This is a genomic window from Streptomyces sp. NPDC060000, from assembly GCF_042737375.1.
GTDB lineage: Bacteria > Actinomycetota > Actinomycetes > Streptomycetales > Streptomycetaceae > Streptomyces.
The window spans coordinates 1-20,557 of the sequence record NZ_JBHWUU010000059.1 but is presented as its reverse complement, the minus strand read 5'-3'; the positions used below and the strand labels follow the sequence as shown (position 1 = coordinate 20,557).

Annotated in this window: 15 protein-coding genes, 1 pseudogene and 1 riboswitch; of the genes and pseudogenes, 3 read left to right on the top strand and 13 right to left on the bottom strand. The window is 72.3% G+C overall.

What is annotated here, in order from left to right; translation table 11 throughout:
- Positions 1-28: 28 nt before the first annotated feature.
- Both ACFWBB_RS28005 and ACFWBB_RS28000 read right to left on the bottom strand, forming a co-directional pair.
- On the bottom strand, positions 29-2,572 hold the full coding sequence (locus ACFWBB_RS28005) for an ATP-binding protein (protein WP_385277827.1): 2,544 nt from the start codon (positions 2,570-2,572) through the stop codon (positions 29-31).
- A 311-nt stretch (positions 2,573-2,883) separates the two neighbouring features.
- Positions 2,884-4,113 (bottom strand): MBL fold metallo-hydrolase, encoded by a 1,230-nt coding sequence (locus ACFWBB_RS28000; RefSeq protein ID WP_385277825.1) that lies wholly within the window; start codon positions 4,111-4,113, stop codon positions 2,884-2,886.
- A 262-nt stretch (positions 4,114-4,375) separates the two neighbouring features.
- On the opposite strand from ACFWBB_RS28000, the gene ACFWBB_RS27995 reads away from it, so the two are divergent.
- Together ACFWBB_RS27995 and ACFWBB_RS27990 are read left to right on the top strand one after the other, a co-directional pair.
- Positions 4,376-5,563 carry a Glu/Leu/Phe/Val dehydrogenase dimerization domain-containing protein gene (locus tag ACFWBB_RS27995; RefSeq protein ID WP_385277823.1) on the top strand — a complete coding sequence of 396 codons (1,188 nt, stop codon included), beginning with the start codon at positions 4,376-4,378 and terminating at the stop codon, positions 5,561-5,563.
- Positions 5,564-5,851: 288 nt separating this feature from the next.
- Positions 5,852-6,472: a TetR/AcrR family transcriptional regulator gene (locus ACFWBB_RS27990; protein WP_385277821.1), complete on the top strand. Its 621-nt coding sequence runs from the start codon at positions 5,852-5,854 to the stop codon at positions 6,470-6,472.
- 463 nt (positions 6,473-6,935) lie between these two features.
- On the opposite strand, the gene ACFWBB_RS27985 is transcribed toward ACFWBB_RS27990, so the two are convergent.
- The 6 genes from ACFWBB_RS27985 to ACFWBB_RS27960 form a co-directional block, all read right to left on the bottom strand.
- A complete protein-coding gene (locus ACFWBB_RS27985) occupies positions 6,936-7,697 on the bottom strand; it encodes an SIMPL domain-containing protein (protein ID WP_385277819.1) in 762 nt (253 codons plus the stop codon).
- A 182-nt stretch (positions 7,698-7,879) separates the two neighbouring features.
- On the bottom strand, positions 7,880-8,665 hold the full coding sequence (locus ACFWBB_RS27980) for an SGNH/GDSL hydrolase family protein (RefSeq protein WP_385277918.1): 786 nt from the start codon (positions 8,663-8,665) through the stop codon (positions 7,880-7,882).
- Positions 8,666-8,791: 126 nt separating this feature from the next.
- Entirely contained in the window at positions 8,792-9,499 is a 708-nt protein-coding gene (locus tag ACFWBB_RS27975) for a DUF6250 domain-containing protein (RefSeq protein ID WP_385277817.1), read from the bottom strand.
- A gap of 14 nt (positions 9,500-9,513) precedes the next feature.
- A complete protein-coding gene (locus tag ACFWBB_RS27970) occupies positions 9,514-11,409 on the bottom strand; it encodes a hypothetical protein (protein ID WP_385277815.1) in 1,896 nt (631 codons plus the stop codon).
- Between the two features lie 237 nt (positions 11,410-11,646).
- Positions 11,647-12,612, bottom strand: coding sequence for a peptidoglycan DD-metalloendopeptidase family protein (locus ACFWBB_RS27965; protein ID WP_385277813.1), 966 nt, complete (start codon positions 12,610-12,612; stop codon positions 11,647-11,649).
- Between the two features lie 4 nt (positions 12,613-12,616).
- A riboswitch (cyclic di-AMP (ydaO/yuaA leader) is annotated at positions 12,617-12,811 on the bottom strand.
- Positions 12,812-13,079: 268 nt separating this feature from the next.
- Complete coding sequence (locus ACFWBB_RS27960; RefSeq protein ID WP_385277811.1) at positions 13,080-15,155, bottom strand: alpha-galactosidase; 2,076 nt, start codon at positions 15,153-15,155, stop codon at positions 13,080-13,082.
- A 224-nt stretch (positions 15,156-15,379) separates the two neighbouring features.
- Here ACFWBB_RS27960 and ACFWBB_RS27955 point away from each other — a divergent pair, with 224 nt between their 5' ends.
- Positions 15,380-16,177 (top strand): tyrosine-protein phosphatase, encoded by a 798-nt coding sequence (locus ACFWBB_RS27955; protein WP_385277809.1) that lies wholly within the window; start codon positions 15,380-15,382, stop codon positions 16,175-16,177.
- A 27-nt stretch (positions 16,178-16,204) separates the two neighbouring features.
- On the opposite strand, the gene ACFWBB_RS27950 is transcribed toward ACFWBB_RS27955, so the two are convergent.
- The 5 genes and pseudogenes from ACFWBB_RS27950 to ACFWBB_RS27930 all read right to left on the bottom strand — a co-directional run.
- On the bottom strand, positions 16,205-16,327 hold the full coding sequence (locus ACFWBB_RS27950; protein ID WP_385277807.1) for a DUF6126 family protein: 123 nt from the start codon (positions 16,325-16,327) through the stop codon (positions 16,205-16,207).
- The gene (locus tag ACFWBB_RS27945; protein WP_385277805.1) at positions 16,324-16,956 is read right to left on the bottom strand and encodes a helix-turn-helix domain-containing protein; all 633 of its coding nucleotides are present in this window, start codon (positions 16,954-16,956) and stop codon (positions 16,324-16,326) included. Before ACFWBB_RS27945 ends, ACFWBB_RS27950 begins: the two co-directional genes overlap by 4 nt.
- 98 nt (positions 16,957-17,054) lie before the next feature.
- Positions 17,055-18,440 carry an aspartate aminotransferase family protein gene (locus tag ACFWBB_RS27940; RefSeq protein WP_385277803.1) on the bottom strand — a complete coding sequence of 462 codons (1,386 nt, stop codon included), beginning with the start codon at positions 18,438-18,440 and terminating at the stop codon, positions 17,055-17,057.
- Complete coding sequence (gene dxs, locus ACFWBB_RS27935; protein ID WP_385277801.1) at positions 18,437-20,359, bottom strand: 1-deoxy-D-xylulose-5-phosphate synthase; 1,923 nt, start codon at positions 20,357-20,359, stop codon at positions 18,437-18,439. The genes ACFWBB_RS27940 and dxs overlap by 4 nt, the downstream gene beginning before the upstream one ends.
- Before the next feature lie 30 nt (positions 20,360-20,389).
- Positions 20,390-20,557, bottom strand: a pseudogene (locus ACFWBB_RS27930) (4-hydroxy-3-methylbut-2-en-1-yl diphosphate synthase); the annotation flags it as partial.

Below are 20,557 nucleotides of genomic sequence, written 5' to 3'. Positions count from 1 at the left end.
GGAGCGCCGGGGGTGGGGGTGACAGTGCTCATCCGGCTGGTGCGCTCCCGTCGTGCCGGGCGGTGGATCGGTCGGGACCGGGCAGGTCCAGCCCGTCACGCGCGCCGTACGCCTCGGGCGGCGCGGCGGCGTGCGCGGGGCGCGCCTGCGGTATCGGGGACGGATGCGGCGGTCGTACATCGGCGTCGGCGTCGGTGTCAGCGGGGAGCGGCCCCGGTGGCAGGGGCCGGTTCCCTTCCGACCCCTCGCCCGTGCCGTTGCCCGGGCCCTCGCCCGTGCCGTTGCCGTAGCCGCCGACGGCGCCATGGCCGCCCGGCACCTGGCTCCGGCCCTGGTCGTGGTCCCGACCACGGTCCCGGTCGTCCGACGTCGAGTGGGTGGCAGCCGGGCCGAGCAGGACGTCGAGGGGGGCGGGCGACCGGAACGCGACCGGGTCCACGACGTCCGCCTCCAGGCTCTGCTGGGCCTCGGCCAGGCCGATACCCCGCTGGAAGGCCGCCATCAGTCCGGGGTCGTGGCCGACGGGCTGCTCGGTGTCCGGACGCGGGGCCGGGCCGCCGCGCAGCTGGGGCACGATGTGCTCCTGGGCGCGTCGGCGGGGCAGTTGGGGCTTGCCCATGGTGCCGCGCACCGTGCCGACCCGCGGGGTGGGGGCGATGCCCGCGTTCCCGTCGACGACGGGCCGGTCGCCGCGCCGGATGCCGGGCACGGCCTCGGCCGGATTGGGCCGTGCCGCGCGGGCCCCTCGGACGGGCAGGGGCGCGGGCGCACCCGGCCGCGGCGCGGTCGGCTCGACGGGCCCCGCCGGCCCTGTCGGCCTCGCGGCGAGGTCCGGCCCCAGGGGCGGGGTCGCACTCGCATGGGAAGTGTCCGGGCTTCCCGGGCCGCCCTGGGGGTGTGAGACCGCCAGACGCGTCCCCGAACCGGGCGTGCCCTGTGCCGGGGACGGTGCCGGTGCCGGGGACGGAGCCGGTGCCGGACCCGCGCCGGGGATGTCCCGCCGTTCCGGCAGGCCGGTGGCCGGACTGGGAGGCGTGGCGCCCTCCACCCGAACCGGACTGAACGACCGGCCCGCATCGTCGGCGTTCCGACCGGGGCTGAACGACCGGCCCGCACCGTCCGTGTCCCGACCGGGGGGCGGGGTCGGAGGTCCACCTGTCGTGTGTGCCGGTGGGCGGCCCGCGTTGACGGTGTTCTGCGGGTTGTGCGGCTGTGCGGGGCCGGGCGCCCGGGCGGCGTGGGGCTGCGGGGCGGGTGGCAGGGGCGGGCGTCCCGGGTGGGCGGGGGCGGAGGGCGCGGCGGGCACGAGGGGCAGGCCGGCGCCGTCGGTGTCCGGTCCGCGGGGTTCCGCCCCGAGGACGCCCGGCGCGGAACCCAGCAGTGCCTGCGGCACGACGAGGACGGCCTGGACGCCACCGTAGATGTTGCCCTGGAGTCGGACCCGGATGCCGTGCCGCCGGGCTAGCTGGGACACGACGAACAGCCCGATGCGGCCGTCGGCGAGGAGCCGGCCGACGTTGACCTGGTCGGGATCGGCGAGCAGGGCGTTCATCCTGCTCTGCTCCTCGACGGGCATCCCGAGGCCACGGTCCTCGACCTCGACGGCGAGCCCGGACGTGACGAGGTTGGCGCGCAGCAGCACCTGGGTGTGCGGGGCGGAGAACACCGTGGCGTTCTCGACGAGTTCGGCGAGCAGGTGGATGACGTCGGCGACGGCGTGACCGCGCAGTTCGCCGTCGATGGGCGGGACGAGCTTGACTCGCGAGTACTGCTCCACCTCGGCGATGGCGGAGCGCAGCACCTCGGTCATGGAGACCGGGTTGCTCCACTGCCGCCGGGAGACGGCCCCACCGAGGACGGCGAGGTTCTCGGCGTGGCGGCGGATGCGGGTGGCGAGGTGGTCGACGTGGAAGAGGCCCTTGAGCAGGTCGGGGTCCTCGATCGCGTTCTCGAGCTCGTCGAGGATCGAGATCTCGCGGTGCACCAGGGACTGAAGGCGTCGCGCGAGATTGACGAAGACCTCCAGTTTCTGTTCGCTGCCGGCCTGGCTCGACAGCTGCGCGGCCTGCACGACGGCGCTGACGGCCCCGTCGTGGGCCCGCGCCAGGTCGGCGGCGAGCAACTCGAAGTCGTCCGCGTCTCCGGGCGGCCCGCCGCGCGACGTGCGCTGGGGCGCAGCCTCGCCCCGGCGCAGCGCCTCGATGACGGCACGCAGGTCGGCCTCGCCGCGCGCGCTGCCGCGGCGCAGGGCGGCGAGGCGGTCGCTGACGGAGCGGGCGGCGCGGTCGGCGGCCACGGCGGCGACCACGATGCCGACGCCGGTCACCGCGACGCCGCCGGCGAGGACCGCCCACAGGGTCGCACCGGGCCGGACGCCGGTGGAGCGCACGGTGAACAGGACGACCGCGCAGGCGCTGAGGGCGACCGCGATCGGTGGGAGCACCGCGAGCCTCAGCAACTGGGGCCGTATGTGTGTCTCGGCCGACGCCGGTGCGGGGCGGGCGACCGGCCGCCCGTGCCGCCCGCCCTCGCGGCGGTCTGCGCGTGCGGCTGGTGCGCGGAGGTGAGACATCGGTGTCCTCGTACTGGTCCGTCGAGCCTGGCTGTCGGTCGGGCGAGCCCAAGATTTCGGCCCGGTGTCGCCCGACGGCCACTCACAGTAGTCGGCAACGCATCATGTGCGGTGGGCAGTTGACAAAGTCCCCCGGGGAGCGTCCCGCTCTGGTATGACGCTTCGAACGGCAGACCGATATACCCGCACCGCCCTGGAGACAACACGGAAAGAAGTCGATCAGACCTGGTCAGAAGCAATACGGAAACGACCGTGCGGGTCGGGGAGCTCCGCACTCCCCGACCCGCACGGTCGAACACTCCTGCTCCCGGTCAGCCCGCCGGGATCGCCTCCGGCGCTTCGCCGCCCTCGACGACACCCTTGGCGATGTCACTCTCGGTATCGGCTTTGGCCTTGGCTGCCACCTCGACCAGAGGCCGCCAGCCGGCCGTCGGGGCGAGTGCCGCATCGCGCCACCACGGCTCGGCCGGGAAGATCTCGGCGGTGGGCTCGAAGGGCTCGCCCGGGCGGGGCAGCGCGGCACGCGCCCCGGCCGCCCGCGCGGCGGCCAGCGTGCCCTCACCCGGGTCGGTCCACGCGTGCGTGGCGAGGTTGAAGGTGGCCCAGTGGATGGGCAGCATCACTCCGCCGGGACCGCCCTGGAGATCCAGGTGGGCGCGCATGCCCTCCTCGGGGGTCATGTGGATATCGGGCCAGAAGTCCGAATACGCCCCGATCTGGATCATGGTCGCGTCGAACGGGCCGTGCTCCGCGCCGATCTCCTGGAAGCCGTCGAAGTAGCCGGTGTCGCCGCTGTGGTAGATCCGGTGCTCCTCCCCCGCGACCACCCAGGAAGCCCACAGGGTGTGCTGGGTGTTGCGCAGACCGCGGCCGCAGAAGTGGCGGGCCGGGGTGGCGGTCAGGGTGAGCCCGCCGACCTTCGTCGCCTCGTGCCAGTCCAGCTCGCGCAGCCGGTCGGCGGACACGCCCCAGTGCTCGAGGTGGGCGCCGACACCGAGCGGCACGGCGAACAGCGTGTCCGTGCCTGCCAGTGCCTTGATCGTGGGCAGGTCCAGGTGGTCGTAGTGGTCGTGGGAGATGACGACCACGTCGACCGGGCCCAGCGCGGCCAGCGGCAGCGGCACCGGGTGCAGCCGCTTGGGCCCCGCGAAGGAGAACGGGGAGCAGCGTTCGCCCCAGACGGGGTCGAACAGGACGCGCTGCCCGTCGATCTCCGCGAGCACGCTCGAGTGCCCCATCCAGGTCAGCCGCAGGCCCGACGCCGGCGGCCCGGCGAGGTCGGCGAGGGTGGTGGGGTGCACCGGCACGGTGCCCGAGGGGGCACGGCGGGGGCGCTGGTCCTTGTCGAAGAAGACCTTGGCGAACTCGAGCATCGAGCCCGAGGGGCGGGTACTCGCCAGGCCGCCGGGGTTCTGGAAGACCCCGTCCTTGAAGTGGGGCGATCTGCGGATGCGCGCCAGGCGCTCACCGCTCGGATCCGCGCCGAAGGCCGCGGGCTGTAGAGCGCGGAGCCCGGAGCTCAGGGAACGGAAACCGGACACGGTACCTCCAGGTGGAGTCGCTGAAACATCCATTATGGTCGCCCCCGCCGACAACGCCGGGGTCACTCCGGTCACATCCGGCCGCGAGCCCGCTTTGACACGGCACCGACGCCCTTCCGATACTGACCCACTGTTCAGTATCAGCAGCCGTCCCCCGGCTCCGGTCGTCCCCTGGCTCCAGTCGTCCCCTGGCTCCAGTCGTTGCTCCGCCCGATGCTCCGCCCGTTGCCCCCGCATCATGTCGCCGGTCGAGGAGTCCCGTATGACCGCCCCCTTCCTCTCGCTCACCTGGACCGACCACGTCACCGGACGCCAGGGCCACCTGGTCGTCGACGGCCTCGTGCGCGGCGTGTGCAGCGGCGGTCTGCGGATGCGGGCGGGCTGCACCCTGGAGGAGGTGACCGGCCTCGCCCGCGGCATGAGCCTCAAGGAGGCGCTGCACTACGACCCCGAGGCCCGCTACGTCCCCCTGGGCGGGGCCAAGGGCGGCATCGACTGTGATCCCCGGGACCCGGAGGCGTACGGACTGCTGGTGCGGTATTTGCGGGCGGTGCGGCCGTACGTGGAGAGCTGCTGGACCACGGGCGAGGACCTGGGGCTGACCCAGGACCTGGTGGACCGGGCGGCCGCCGAGGCGGGGCTGGTGTCGACCGTCCAGGCGGTCTATCCGCTGCTGGAGGACGAGCCGGCCGCCCGCGCGCGGCTCGCGGCCGCCTTCACCGTCGAGGTGGACGGCATCGGTCTGGACGAACTGGTCGGCGGTTGCGGGGTCGCCGAGTCCGTACTGACCGCCCTGGACCGGTCCGAGGTCCCGTATGCCGGGACACGGGTCGCCGTCCAGGGGTTCGGCACCATGGGCGGGGCCACGGCACGGTTCCTCACGCGCGCGGGGCTGACGGTCGTGGCCGTCGCCGACGTCAAGGGCACGATCGCCTGCCCGGCAGGTCTCGACGTGGAGGCGCTGCTGGCCGCGCGGGACGCCCACGGCACCGTCGACCGCGGTGCACTGCGTCCCCAGGACCTCGAGCTGCCGGGCGACGCCTGGCTGTCGGTGGAGGCGGAGGTACTGGTCCCGGCCGCCGTGTCGTACGCCATCGGGGTCGAGGAGCAGGAGCGGATCGGCGCCAGGTGGATCGCCGAGGCGGCCAACATGCCCGTCCTGCCGGAGGCGGAGGAGCTGCTGCACGCGCGCGGGGTGAGCGTGCTGCCGGACGTCGTCGTCAACTCCGGGACGAACGCCTGGTGGTGGTGGACGCTCTTCGGCGACATCGGAGCCGACGCGGCGGAGGCCTTCGCGTACACACGCCGTTCGATGCGTGCACTGGTGGAACTGGTGCTGACCCGCGCCGAGGCGGACGGGACGACACCGCGGGCCGCCGCCCACACGATCGCCGCCGGGCGGCTGCCGGTGATCGCGGAACGCTTCGGCCGCCTCCGGCCCGTTGCGTGAGCGTCGCGCCCGGGCCGTGTCCGCAACGCGGCGCCGTCCGCCCGGAGCACCGGGCTCGCGGCGCCATGGGGGTGCCTCCGCGCGAGCGCAGGGAGCGTGCAAGCACAGGGAGCGTGCGAGCGCAGGGCGGAGGGGCGCCCTCTGACCGGATGCGCGCGGGCGGATCCCGACAGCGCGGCTGGGAGTGCCTCCGGGAGCGCGGGCCGGGCGTCGCGAGCCGGGCGGAGTGTGCGGATGGGCCCGAGGGCCCATCCCGCGGCGCTCGCGGTGACGGATTAGGGTGACGCCGTGGCGAGGGTCCGGTTGAGTGTGGCCGAGCGGCGCGAGGAGCTGCTGCGGGCGGCCATCGAGCAGATCGAGGCGCGGGGCGTGGCGGCGGTCAGGATCGCCGACGTGGCCGCGGCCCTCGGTGTGAGCAACGCACTGGTCCTCTACCACTTCTCGACGAAGGAGAAGCTCGTCGCCGACGCGTTCGCCTACGCGGCCGAGGGCGACCTGGCACGGCTGCGCAAGCTCACCGGCCGCCGCGCCACGGCACTGCGCCGGCTGCGGTCGGCGGTGCGCTGGTACGCGCCCACGGGGCAGGCCAAGGGCTGGCGGCTGTGGATCGAGGGCTGGGCGGTCTCGCTGCGTGAGCCCGCGCTGCGGGAGGTCGCGCGGGATCTCGACCGGGAGTGGAAGGCGGCGCTCACCGAGGTGATCGCGGAGGGCGTGGCCGCGGGCGAGTTCTCCTGCCCGGACCCGGCCGGGACGGCCCTGCGCCTGACGGCCCTGCTCGACGGACTCGCCGTACAGCTGACGTCCTACGCGGGCACGGTGTCCCGGACCCGGGCCCAGGAGTGGGTCGACGAGGCGCTGGCCAGGGAACTCGGGCTGGAGTCCGGGACGTTGAGCGCCCCGGAGCACTGAGCGCGGCTGCCGCCGCGCTGCGAGGTCACGGTTGCCCGCCGCGCGACTGCGGAGCACGCCACGTCCGTCACACGGCCGGCCTCCGAGCGGCCGTACGGCGCCCGATCCCGCCCTGCGGCCCACCCGGCAGCGGCCCGGCCCGCCCCCGACGACCGCTCCCGCCGTGACGCGACCCGGGCCGTCGCCGACCTGACTTGTGATCAGGTCCATTGCGCGGTCCAGTCCCGTGGTCCGGTCCGGACCCCGTCCCGGCCCGGACCGTGGCTCCGTCCGGGCTGTGGCCCCGTCCAGACCGTCGCCCCCTCCGGACCGTCGCCCCGTCCGGACCGCGAATCGGCCCGGTCCGAGGTTCGGTCCGGCCCGTGGTCAGGCGGGGCTGGGGCGGGGCTGGCGGGGCTGGGGACGGTCCGGCAGCCCGTGGTCCGGCAGGGCGAGGGCTGGGCTGGGCCGGGGCCCGCCCGGCTCAGTCCAGTTCGTACACCGCCGTCACCGTCGCCGTCGCCCGGATCTCGCCGGGCGCGACCGGTACGCCGCCGAGGCCCGCGCCCGGGGTGTCCGCGCCCGACGCCACCGGGCCCGGGGAGGTGGACGCGTCCTCGCTGAGCGAGACGAGCCGGCCGAGGCGGCGGCCGCTGAGGCGGGCGTACTGCTCGGCCTTGGCGTGGGCGTCGGCGTGCGCGGCCTCGCGTGCGCCGGCCCGCAGCGGGGCGGGGTCGGAGACGTCGAAGGCCACCGAGTTGATCCGCGCGGCGGCACCTGCGGCGTCGGTGACCGCCTGCACGACCGCGCCGACCTTCGCCACCTCGCGCACCTTCACGGAGAAGGACTGCGCGGCCTGGTAGCCCGTCAGACGGGAGGCGCCGTCGGCGTGGTCGTAGACGGCGTTGAGGGAAATGCTCTCGGTGCGGATGTCCCGGTCGGCGACGCCCTGGGCGCGGACGGCGGCCAGCAGCGCGGCGGCCGCCTTGTTCTGCGTGTCCAGCGCGGACTGCGAGGTCGCGGCGGAGGCCTCGACACCGGCGCCGACGACCGCCAGGTCGGGCGGCGCGCTCGCACTGCCCTCGCCGGTCACCGTGACGGTGGCGGGGCTGTCCGGTGCGAGCGGACGGGCCGTCAGGGCGGGACGCGCGGGCAGCGCGGCCGCCGTGGGCGCGGTGAGTGCCGGGGCGCCCAGGGCGAGCAGGGAAACGACAGCCGCGGCGACGGGCGTACGGGGAAAGGGCATACGGGACCGGTCCTTGGAGGTGCGGGCGGGGGCCAGGTGCGGGCGGGGTCAGGTCTGGGTGCGGTCATCCCAGCACCCGTGTCCGGCCCCGCCCGGGCACCACTCCCGTGCGATCACCTCACTGGTGGAGCGGCCGGCCGTACGCCTTCCACGGCCGGCCGCTCCCGCACGTGGTCGGCGGCTCAGGCCACGGCCGCGATCCGCGTCCTGATGTCGTCCGGCGACAACGTGCCCTTGGCGGTCACGTGGTCGCCGGAGGACTCCCCGCGCAGCCGGCGTCCGATCCAGGGCACCAGGTACTCGCGTGCCCAGTGGACGTCGTCGCGCCGCACCTCCAGCGTGCCGCGCGGCGGGAGCAGCGGCCAGGGCTGCTCCGGGTCGGCCGGTATCTCGAGGCCGAGGACCTGTCCGGCGCGCAGCGCCACGCGCGTGTGCCCCTCCGGGGAGAGGTGCAGCCGGTCGCCGTCCCAGGCCCTGCGGTCCTGCACGGACTTCAGGGACCACAGGTCGAGCACCGGGCAGCCGTACCGGTCGGCGACGGCGCGGACATGTCCGTTGTAAGTGGCGATCTTGCCGCGCAGATGCTTGAGCACGGGGATGCCACGGGTGTCGAAGCCGGTCGTCACCATGACGGTGCCGGCTACGGCGGTCAGGGCCGAGATCGCGCGCTCGAAACGCTCGGCGACCTCGTCCGGGTCGGTTCCGGGACGAAGGATGTCGTTGCCGCCCGCACAGAAGGAGACCAGGTCCGGGGCGAGTTCCACCGCCCTGACGAGCTGGTCCTCCATGATCTGGTCGAGCAGCTTTCCGCGGACCGCGAGGTTGGTGTAGTTGAAGTCGCCCTCGGGCCGCCGGTCCGCGAGGAGTATCGCGAACCGGTCCGCCCAGCCGACCAACGCCCCGTCGGGGCCTGGGTCGCCGACGCCCTCGGTGAAGCTGTCCCCCACCGCCACGTACGACCCGATCACTGATCTGATGTCACTCTTCGAATCGTCTGCCACAGCAGTTCATCATTCACCCTCGAATGTGACCTACGCGATCGTAGGAAGGGGTTGACGAACGGTGAGATATGACACCCTTAAAGAATTTGCCAATCAGGGAATAAGGGACCACGCCCGGAAGTCGTTGATCCGGAAATGGCTCCAGGTGGTGCGGAAGGCGAAGTGTCCGCCCGTGTAGGGCGCCGGGTCGGTGTAGTCGAAGACGAGCCGGCCGTTGTTCCACCAGCGGACGGCCGAGCCGTCGGAGACGATCCTGACGTGGTTCGGCTCGTTCGCGACGAGCAGCGGCTCGGTGTAGTCGTAGATCAGCGGGCGCACCCCCGCCTCGCCGACGTAGCGGCGCAGCCGGGTGGTGGTGTTGGTGTTGGCGCCGTAGCCGACGTAGTACGTCTTGAGGAGGTCGTACTCGGCGAGGGCGCCGCCGCGCGGGGTGGCGAAGAGATTGTCCGGGGAGCGGACGTCGACCGCGTTCCAGAAGTTGTTGAGGTCGGAGACGCGGTCGTTGACCCCGCCCGCGGAGACGGGCGTGGCGACGTACTCGAGGACGTACGGTCCTCGGAGCGGCCGCTTGAACCAGATCGTCGCCCCGGCGGGCACGTCGACCTCCAGGGTGCCGCGGGAGGCGGTGACCGTTCCGCCCTTCTCCAGTTCGACGGCCCACTGGCCCAGGCCGTGGCGGAAGTCGTCGTGGGCGAGCGGGCGGTGGTGGCGGGGCCGGGCGCTCGCGGTGGTCGCGGGGGCGAGGGCGGCCAGGGCGGCGCCTGCGGCGAGGGCTCCGAATGCCCTGCGGGTGGTCGTCATGTCGGTCGGCTCCTTCAGTGCGCGGAGGTGGTCAGGGACGGCCTGGGGATACGGCGGGTCTCGGTGCCGAGGTAGTAGTCGGTGTACGTGGACTGGAGGTAGCCACGTACGGTCCAGCCGAGGCGGTAGGCGGGGTTCTGGGCGAGGGTGTAGATGCGGGTGCCGGTCGGCGCGGTGGTGGTGTAGAGGCGCAGGGCGGTGTGGTCGGCGGTCTCGGCGAGGATCTCCTCGCGCCAGTCGCCGATGAGGTCGCCGTAGAACGGGGTGGCGTTGCGGGCCCCGGAGACGACGCCGGCCGGGTCGAAGACCGTCGTACTGGTCTCGGTCGCCGGGTCCCACTTCTCGACGCGGGTGAGGTCGAGCAGTTCCGACGCCTTGTCACCGTCCCACCAGATACGGAAGTTGACGCTGGGGGTGGTGGTGGAGACCTTGCCGTCCTGGACGTTGAAGACGCCCGCGCCGGGCCGGGTCACGTCGGCGGTGGAGGTCCAGTACTCGTAGCCGCGGTGGTTCGGGTCGATGTCCGCGGCGTTCCCGCGGCCGGTGTCGAGGTCCGCGTCGCTGACAGGGCTCGCCGGGTGCGAGCCGGTCACCAGCCGCTCGCCGGTGTCGGCGTCGTAGTAGTACCAGGGGAACGCGGAGACGATGCCCAGCTCGGACTGCTGGATGGCGAAGCCCTCCAGGCCGGGCCGGTCGGGATCCAGGTCGGCGATGTCGAAGCGGTCGCCGTGGATGGCCCGGTCGACGACGTAGCGCAGCGTGCCGTCGCTGTTCACGACGTAGTTGCCGTCGGCGATCTCGTCCCTGCCGTCCCCGTCGACGTCGACGGTGCGGATCTGGTGGAAGCTGGTAGCGCCGGTCGCCGGGTCCACGACGTACTTCCAACGGCGGTTGAGTTCCGTGCCGTTGAAGTCCCAGGTCTGGAACAGGACCCGGAACGAACCGCGCTTGGCCCCGACGCGGGTGACCAGCTTGGTCACCAGGCTCGGGTGTCGACCGTCCAGGTAGGCGATGCCGAAGTGGCCGCCGGAGGGGCCGTCGGCCACGAAGTCGTCGGGGACGGGCTGCCGGGTCCGCTCGGTCCCCGTGGGTCCGTCGATCACCGACACGAACTGGTTCGCCGGCGAGGCGGCGGTGACCTGCGAGCCGTCGGCGAAGGTGGTCCCGGCGGCGGTGTGCGCCAGCACCTCGGCCTTCCCGTCGCCGTCGAGGTCGTAGACGGTGACGTTGTCGTCGTTGCGGTACCCGCCGATCGCCGTGGAACCGCTGATCGCGGCGGGCGCCGGGTCGTTGGCGCCGTTGCCGCCGACCTGGGTGTAGGAGCCGGGGCCGAGGTCGACCCGCCACAGCCGCTCACCGGTGAGCGTGTACGCCTCCAGCAGGTCGGGCTTGTCGCGGGTCCCGGACAGCCTGCTGACGACGAGTTCGTAGCGCCCGTCGCCGTCGAGGTCACCCGGCCAGGCATGCTGGACGGTGTAACCGTCGGCGGAGGACAGGGGGATCTCCGCGTAGCCGCCGGCGAGGTCCAGCGCGGGTGAACTCGCCCGCGACTCGTGCCCGCCCACGACCGGGCGCACGGTGTACGTCCCCGTGCCCCGGGAGTTGTCCTGATAGGTCGTCGACTTCCGGACCGGCTCTCGGTTCAGCCGGCGGCCGTTCTTGTACACGTTGAAGGCGATGGCGTCGCCGTACCGGGCGTATTCCGTGCCCAGCAGCCGCCAGCTGAGGAAGGTGCCCTGACCCGACGGCACGGCGACCAGTCCGCGGTCGAGGTTCTCGACGATCCGGCGCGGGGTCTCGGTGGCGTGCCCGTCGGGCGCGGAGACGAGTCCGGCCAGCAGGGCCGTGACGGTGACGGCGGCCGCGGCAGCGGCACCCTTGATGACGATGCGTCGGTCGACGCCGGACACAGGACCTCCGAAGGAGCGATGGAAAGCGCTTGCTCACTGACGGAGATCACTGTGTCCCCACTCTGTCCCACCTGTCGATGGAACAAGAAGTGCTGCCACAAGAACGCAATGGAACGATCATGAACGCGCAAACTCCCACACCGGCCCTGCCCGGACACGCCGAAGGCCGGACCCGGGGATCTTCCGATCGGGGTCCGGCCTTCGGCCGCGTGTCAGGCGGGAGGTCGTCGGAGGGGATCAGCCGACGGAGACACCGTGCGCACGGAGGTACGCCAGCGGGTCCACGTCGGAGCCGTAGTCCGGCGTGGTGCGGATCTCGAAGTGCAGGTGCGGGCCGGTCACGTTGCCGGTCGCACCGGAGAGGCCGACCAGCTGGCCCGCGGCCACGGTCTGCCCGGCCGAGACGGAGAGCTGGGACAGGTGGGCGTACTGGGCGTAGTAGCCGTCGGCGAGCTTGATGACGACCTGGTTGCCGTACGCGCCGCCCCAGCCCGCGGAGACGACGGTGCCCGCGCCGACGGCCTTGAGGGACGTGCCGGTCGGGACCACGAAGTCGGTACCGGTGTGGTAGCCGCTCGACCACATGCTGCCTGCCGTGTGGTAGGCCGTGCCGACGGTGGCACCCGCCACCGGCAGGACGTAGCCGCTCGACGTGCCGGTGCTGCTCTCGGCGACCTGGGTCGCCGCCTTCGAGGAGGACGAACCGGACGACGAGGCGGAAGAGGACGAGGACGATGCCCTGCTGCCGGACGCCTTCGACGAGGAGAACGACGACTTCGACGACGACCCGGACGACGAACCGGTGCTGCCGGTCGCGGCCTTCTTGCCGATCGAGAGCTTCAGGCCGGGGTGGATCAGCGACGGGTCGCTGCCGACGGCCTGACGGTTGTCCTGGTACAGCCGCTGCCAGCCACCGCTGACGTTCTGCTCGTCGGCGATCCTCGAGAGATAGTCGCCGGACCGCACGGTGTAGGTCCTGGCGCTCGTCGCGGTGGCGGCCTTCTGCGCCACCGGAACGGACTGCGCGGCCTGTTCCGGGACGGACTGGGAAGCCGACTGGGCGACGGACTGCGTGGGGGCCGCGTGAGCGCCGGTGGCCCCCATGAGCGGAAGGGCGAGCGCGGCGCCGCCGGTTCCGGCGACGGCGATGGAGCGGGTGAAGCGCTGGGGCTTCGGACGGCGGTGCTTACCCTTCGCGGGCATGGCGAATTCCTCTCCGGCGCCTGCGAGGTGAGCTGTCGGGTGCGGACTGGAGATGCCCGGCCGCGCCGAGGCGCGGCTTTACCCCAAAGCCTGTTCCGGAGGCCGGAACAGGCGGTTCTGCCTGTGGGTCCCCCGCTCCTGCCATGCACGGATGAGTGTGCGGGCTCCGGGCGGTGGCAGGATTCGGCGTCCGTCCGGATTGGTGTGGAACGTAAGCGACCAGGACGCACAGGGACAAGCAGAGGTTGTACTGTCGACTCCTTTCTCTTGATCCGCTGTGAGAATCCCCGGTCACACTCCGTGAATCAACGGGCCCGCTTATCCACAAGCACCCTGAAAAGCAGGCGAATTACGTGAACATGACCAGCGACGGACGGTCACGACTATGACGCTGATCACGTGACGGCTCTCCAGGTCGCCTTATTCCAGAGCGAGTTGGAACGAAGGCGCCAATTCGGACAGAAGCCTCAGATGCGACGCAGCCGGATAACCGTCGCATCGAGGTCGCCCCGCAGTCCGGTACGCAGCCCGTGGTGCAGCAGCACGGCACCCCGGTGAACTTCGCCTGTTTCGCGGCATTCGTACGATGCTGCCGGGTCGAGTCCGCGCAGCCGCAACGCCGGAACGGGCTCGCCGAACCGCTGCGCCTGGAGCCAGGCGAGGACGACGGTCTCGTCACCGCGCACGTACTGGACGGCACTCGGACCGCCCGTCGGGGGCCGCAGCCGGTAGAGGTCGCCCTGCTGCACGAGAGGCCGGATCTCCTTGTAGAGGTCCACCCACCGGCGCGCCTCCGCAAGCTCGTCCTCGCTCCACTCGGAGAGGTCCCCGCCGACGCCGAGGACGCCGGCCATGGCGCTGACGAAGCGGAAGCGCAGCGAGCTGACCCGGCCGTTGAGCTGGGTGTTCGGGCTGTCGGTGACCCAGGCCGCCATCACCCGGGCGGGATGGATCTGGCTGAAGCCGTGCTGGATGTCGAGCCGGTCGAGCGGGTCGGTGTTGTCGGAGGTCCACACCTGGTCGGTACGGCTCATGATCCCGAGGTCGATGCGCCCGCCGCCGCCCGAGCAGGACTCGAAGGCGACCCCGGGGTGGGCCGCCCGCAGCCGGTCCAGGAGGGCGTACAGGGCGCGCACATGGTCGACCCAGAGGCGCTGCGGGTAGGGGTCGTCCGGCCAGCCGGCGTCGGTGAAGCAGCGGTTGAAGTCCCACTTCACATAGTCGACGGGCGCGCTGGACAGCAGCCCGTGGAGCTGTTCCCAGAGGTACTCCTGGACGTCCTCGCGCGCGAGGTTGAGCATGAGCTGATTGCGGAACTCCGTCCGCTTTCGTCCGGATTGGAACTGCACCCAGTCGGGGTGGGCCCGGTACAGCTCGCTGTCCGGGTTGACCATCTCGGGCTCAACCCAGATGCCGAACTGCATGCCGAGCGCGTGGACGTGGTCGGCCAGGGGCTTCAGCCCGCCCGGGAACCGGTCCGGGTTCGGCCGCCAGTCGCCGAGCCCGGCGTGGTCGCCGGTGCGCGCCCCGAACCAGCCGTCGTCGACGACGAAGAGCTCCACGCCGATCGCGGCGGCCCGTCGGGCGAGCGTGCGCTGCTGCTCCTCGGAGATGTCGAAGTAGGTGGCCTCCCAGGAGTTGAACAGCACCGGCCGGTCCTGTCCGGCGTCCGGCACGACGTACGCGCGCTGGTAGGCGTGCCAGGTGCGGCTCGCGCCGCCGAAACCGGCGTCGCTCCACAGGCCGGCGAAGACGGGCGTGGTGAAGGACTCCCCCGCGGCCAGCCGCAGCAGACCCGAGTCGTCGTACCCGGCGCCCCCGCTGATCTGCACGCGCGCGTCCGGGAGTTGCGCGACGGCGATCCGCCAGGAACCCGACCAGCCGAGGGCGCAGCCGTAGACCTCGCCGCGCTCCTCGGTCGCGTCGGTGTCCAGGGCGACCCAGGGCAGGTGCTGGTGCCCGGTGTGGCCGCGGCGGCTGCCGATGACCTTCTCGCCGTAGGTGAGGGGGGAGCGCGTGAGCCGGGACTCCGCGGCCCAGCGGCCGTGCAACTGGGACAGTCGCCAGTCGTCGCGCTCGGGCAGGGTCCAGGTGGCGGAGTCGGCGCGCAGCAGCTCCAGCGGCCGCTCCCCGTCGTTGCGCAGGGTCGTCCAACGCTCTACGACATCGCCCCGCATCCGGTAGTGCAGGGTGACGGTCAGCCCGGCGTCCCGGAACCGCAGCCGCAGCTCGTCACCGTCGGCCTCGAAGTCCTCGTAGGACCACTCGGTGCCGCGCCGCTCGTCGGTGCGCACGGACAGGGCGGGACGGACGAAGCGGGGGCCGCCCTCGACCGGGTACTCCTCGCGGCCGTCGAGCGGGGACTCGAAGGACGCTCCCCGCTCGGACGGCGGGAGGGCGGCGAGCGCCTCGGCGTCCGCGAGCTCGATGCCCGGGCCCCAGTGCAGGTGGACCAGCTCGTCGGCCTCGGTGAGGTGGAGGGCGTAGCCGCTCGTCGGCCCGGAAAGGAGCCAGGTACGGCCGTTGTCGGCGATCTCGGGCATCAAACCCCCACTAATTCGAACAGGTGCCATCAAGCCCCAACATCATCGAATGCCGTCGGCCCGCCGGGCAACTTCCGTCGGACAACTCTTCACCTGGGCAGACGTCCGGAGCACCGGCCTGTGGACAACTCGTTGCCCAGGGAATCCATGTCGTATCGTCGGGGAGGTGTCCCGTCGGCCACCACGAGCCGCGCCGACGGAGACCCGACAGGGAGGGAGCTTCCGTGACGCAGCAGGTCCCGTCGACCGAGCCAGAGCTGGCCGGCGTACGCAACTTCCGGGACGTGGGCGGTCTGCCGACCGTCGACGGCAGACGGGTGCGTCAGGGCGTGCTGTTCCGCAGCGGTCATCTCGCGCACGCGACCGACGAGGACGCCGCGTTCCTCTCCGGCCTGGGGCTGCACACGATCTTCGACTTCCGCAACGCGGCGGACCAGAGGCTCGAGGGCCCGGACGTCGAACTGCCGGGCGTGCGCAATGTGAACCTGCCCCTGTCGGATCCGGCGGACGGCGCCGAGTTCTGGAAGATGGTGCGGGACGGCGAGATCGACCAGCTGCGCGGGATCCTCGGCGACGGCAGGGCGGCCGGCCGGATGATCGCCTCCTACCGCTCGATCATCAAGGGGCGTACGGCCGAGCACGCGCGGGTGCTGCACTCGCTCGCCGAGGACAGCGTCCCGGCGCTGATGCACTGCGCGGCGGGCAAGGACCGCGCGGGCCTGTCCATCGCGGTGACACTGCTGGCCGTGGGCGTGGAGCGCGAGGCGATCCTCGCCGACTACCTGGAGTCCAACGCCAAGCACCGCCGCTACCGGGTGCGTCGCAGCGCGACCTCCACCGCCGCCTACTCCCCCGAGGTCATGGAACTGCTCGGCCCCCTCTTCGACGCGCGCGCGGAGTACTTCGCCGCTGCCGTCGAGACCATCGAGGAGACCTGGGGCGGCGTCGACGCCTACCTGGAGCAGGGCCTCGGGCTCACCCCCGAGACCCGCGAGCGGCTGCGCGACCAGCTGCTCGACTGAACCCGGGGCCGTGGCCGCTCCCGGGCGCTACTGGTTGGCGCCCACCGAGAACAGCAGCCAGAGGAACCCGGCGAAGAGGTGCCCCACGGCGATGTAGATGATCAGCCGGATCCACAGGGTCCGGGGGAACTTCTCCTCGATGTCGCTCACGGCGTCTCTCCGGTGTCCGAAGGGGTCGGGCCCAGGCACAGCGTGGCCGTGGGACTCTGCAGCAGGGTGTGGACGAAGAGGAGCTCGACCCCGTCGTCGTCCCGGGCGGCGATGCGGTGCGGGGTCAGCGAGTCGAAGTGCGCGCTGTCACCGGGTTCGAGCACGTCCGTGGTGTCGCCGAGCCGCAGCCGCAGCCGCCCCCGCAGGACGTGCAGCCACTCCTCCCCGGGGTGCACGCGCACGACGTCTCCCTGTGAGCCGTACGGCACATGGACACGCAGGGCCTGCATCCCGCGCCCGGGGGCGCCCGCCGGCCAGTACGTCCAGCCGCCCGCGTGGGTCGGCTCCATGTCGGCGGCGCGGACGACGGCGTCCCGGTCGGGGGCCGTCTCGCCGAGCAGTTCCGAGACGGTCGTACCGTAGATACGGGCGAGTGCGAGCAGCATCGGCAGCGAGGGCTGGCGCTGCCCGGTCTCGAGGCGGGAGAGATGGGCGGGCGACAGCCCGGCGGCACGGGCCGCGACCTCCAGGGTGAGGGCGGCCCGGCGGCGCAGGGCGCGCAGCTGGGGGGCGACGGCGGGAAGGGCCTCGGCTTGTTCCGTCGAGGCCGCTGACTCGGGCGGGCTCATGCATCCATTTCACGCCCGAATTGCCTCTGCGGCAAATTTGTTGCCTCAGAGGCAAAGTCCGGTGGAAGCGCGGGCCCGCACCCGCGGTCCCGAGCCGCTCAGCGGTTGGCCACCGCCTGCTTCACCAGCGTCTTGCCGAAGTCCCACATCAGCCCACCGCCGCTGTGCGCGTCGTCCATGACCGCGGTGAAGGCGTCCACGAACCGGTCCACCTCCGGCTCCCCGATGATCAGCGGCGGGATCAGCTTGATCACCTCCAGACGGTCACCGGAGACCTGGGTCAGGATCCGGTGCCGCTGCAACAACGGCACGACCACCATCTGCGCGAACAGCCCCTTGCGTGCCGTCTGGAGCATGGTCCAGCGGCTGCGCAGCTTCAGCGACCTCGGCTTCCCGAACTCGATGCCGATCATCAGACCCCGGCCGCGGACGTCGGCCAGCAGCTCGTACTTGTCGACCAGCGCCGCCAGCCGGGACCTGAGCAGGTCGCCGGTGGCCCGCGCGTTGGCCACCACCTGCTCGTTCTCCAGCACGGAGAGCACCGCGAGCCCGGCCGCCATGGCCTGCGCGTTGGACCCGAAGCTCGCCGAGTGCACGAGCACCCGGTCCATCGACGAGTAGACCTTCTTGAAGATCCAGTCCCTGCCGAGCGTGGCGCCGACCGGGACATATCCCCCGGACAGCGCCTTGGCCACGCACACCAGGTCCGGCTCGACGCCCTCCTCGTGCTGGTAGGCGTAGAAGTCACCGGTCCGGCCGAGCCCCGTCTGCACCTCGTCCGCGATCAGCAGCGCCTTGTGCCGGTGCAGCAGCTCCTGGGCGGCGCGCAGATAGCCGGGCGGCGACTCGTGCACCCCCTTGCCCTGGATCGGCTCGACGATCAGGGCGGCGACGTCGCCCTTCCTCAGCTCACCGGCCAGCGCGTCGAGATCGCCGAGCGGGACGGCCGTGTCGGGCAGCAGGGGCGCGAACCCGTCCCGGAACCCCGACTCGCCGTTCACGGACAGCGAGCCCGTGGTGAGGCCGTGGAAGGCGTGGTCGCAGTACAGGACCCTCGGCCTGCCGGTGGCGTAGCGGGCGAACTTCAGCGCCGTCTCCACCGCTTCGGTGCCGCTGTTGCCGAAGAACACCCGGTCCAGGTGCGGGCTGTGGGCGAGCAGCCTCTCGGCCAGCAGTCCGGGCAGCGGCTGGCAGTCGAAGCGCGTCAGGTCGGCGAGCCGGGCGTCGAGGACGTCGTGCAGCGCCTTGCGGACGACGGGATGGTGCCGGCCCAGCCCCATCACCCCGAACCCGGCGAGCATGTCCAGGTAGTCGTTCCCGTCCGCGTCCCAGAAGTACGCGCCCTCGCCGCGCTCGTAGACCCTGTCGAAGCCGATCGTGTGCAGCATGCGCGGCAGCTGGTGGTTGAGGTATCTGCCGTGCAGCTCGTAGCGTTCCGCTCCGCGCTCGGCCAGGAGGGCGCCGAGGTCGAACTCCGTGGTCATTCAGCTTTCTCCTTGACTGGGCCGGCCGCCGGAGCGTCGACGGACCTGACGTCCCTGACGGCCAGGCTCGCGCTGATCCGGCCGGCCACCTCGACGGGCGTGAGGCCGATGTCGGCGAGCAGCTCGCCGCGCTTGGCGTGGGCGAGGAACTGCTCCGGGATCCCGAACCGCCTTACGGGGACGTCGACTTCGGCGTCGCCCAGGGCCAGCGCCACCGCCGATCCGACGCCTGCGGCACGGCTGTTGTCCTCGACGACGGCCACCAGCCGGTGCTCCGCGGCGAGGCCGGGCAGGGCCGGGTCGACGGGTTTGACCCAGCGGGGGTCGACGACCGTGCAGGCGACGCCTCTCGCCTCCAGCAGCTCGGCGGCCTGGAGACAGACCGGCGCCATGACACCGACGGCCACCAGGAGCACCTGCGCATGCTCGCTGCGGTGCAGCACGTCCATGCCGCCCACCCGGCCCACGGCCGGAAGCTCCGGTCCGACCGACTCCTTCGGGAAGCGGACCAGCGTCGGCGCGTCGTCCACCGCGACCGCCTCCCGCAGCTGCGCGCGCAGCTGTTCCGCGTCGCGCGGGGCCGCGATGCGCAGACCGGGGACGACCTGGAGCACGGACATGTCCCACATCCCGTTGTGGGACGCCCCGTCGACGCCGGTGACCCCGGCACGGTCCAGCACGAAGGTGACGCCGCAACGGTGCAGGGCCACATCCATCAGCAGCTGGTCGAAGGCCCGGTTGAGGAACGTGGCGTAGACGGCGACGACGGGGTGCAGGCCACCCGTCGCCAGGCCGGCCGCGCTCACGGCCGCGTGCTGCTCGGCTATGCCGACGTCCCACACCCGGTCCGGGAAGCGGGCCGCGAACTTGCCCAGACCCACCGGGTGCAGCATCGCCGCGGTGATCGCCACGACGTCGTCGCGCTCCTCGCCGATCGCGACGATCTCGTCCCCGAACACGGACGTCCAGGACGGCCCGCCGGCGGGCGTGAGCGGCACGCAGGTGAGCGGGTCCATCGCGCCGACGGTGTGGAAGTGGTCCTCCTCGTGCGCCAGCGCGGGCTCGTAGCCCCGGCCCTTCTCGGTCAGGCAGTGCACCAGCACCGGCCCGTGGAAGCGCTTGGCCCGCCGCAGCGCGGACTCGACGGCCTTGAGGTCGTGACCGTCGATGGGGCCGACGTACTTCAGGCCGAGGTCCTCGAACATGCCCTGCGGCGCGAACGCGTCCTTGAAGCCCTTCTTCGCGCCGTGCAGCGACTCGTAGACCGTGTGCCCGACGACCGGGGTGCGCAGCAGTACGTCCTTCCCCCAGGCCAGTACCTTCTCGTAGCCGTCGGTCGTGCGCAGCGTCGCCAGGTGGTTGGCGAGTCCGCCGATGGTCGGCGCGTACGAACGCTCGTTGTCGTTGACGACGATGATCAGCGGACGGTCCTTGGCCGCCGCGATGTTGTTCAGCGCCTCCCAGGCCATGCCGCCGGTGAGCGCGCCGTCGCCGATGACCGCGACCACGTGGCCCTTCTCGCCCTGCACCTGGCGGGCCTTGGCGAGGCCGTCGGCCCAGCCGAGCGCGGTGGAGGCGTGGCTGTTCTCGATGACGTCGTGCTCGGACTCCTCGCGGGAGGGATAGCCGGACAGGCCGCCCTTGCCGCGCAGCTTGGAGAAGTCCTGACGACCGGTCAGAAGCTTGTGCACATAGCTCTGGTGACCGGTGTCCCACAGGATGCGGTCGACCGGCGACTCGAAGACCCGGTGGAGCGCGACGGTCAGTTCGACCACACCGAGGTTGGGCCCCAGGTGTCCGCCGGTCCTGGCGACCGCGTGCACCAGGAACTCCCTGATCTCTTCGGACAGTTCACCCAGTTCCGCCTCGGACAGCGCCTTCAGGTCGCGTGGTTGCCGGATGTTCTCCAGGATCGTCACGTCGGGCCCCCTCTCGGTCCGTGCCTTGCCTCAACTCACCGTCACTGCCGGTTTCCCCGTGCTGTCGGGGGCGCCCGGGGCGGCCCCGTCCTGCTCCATCTGCTCGGCCAGCTTCATGGCCTCCTCGATGAGGGTCTCCACGATCTTCGACTCGGGGACGGTCTTGATGACCTCGCCCTTCACGAAGATCTGGCCCTT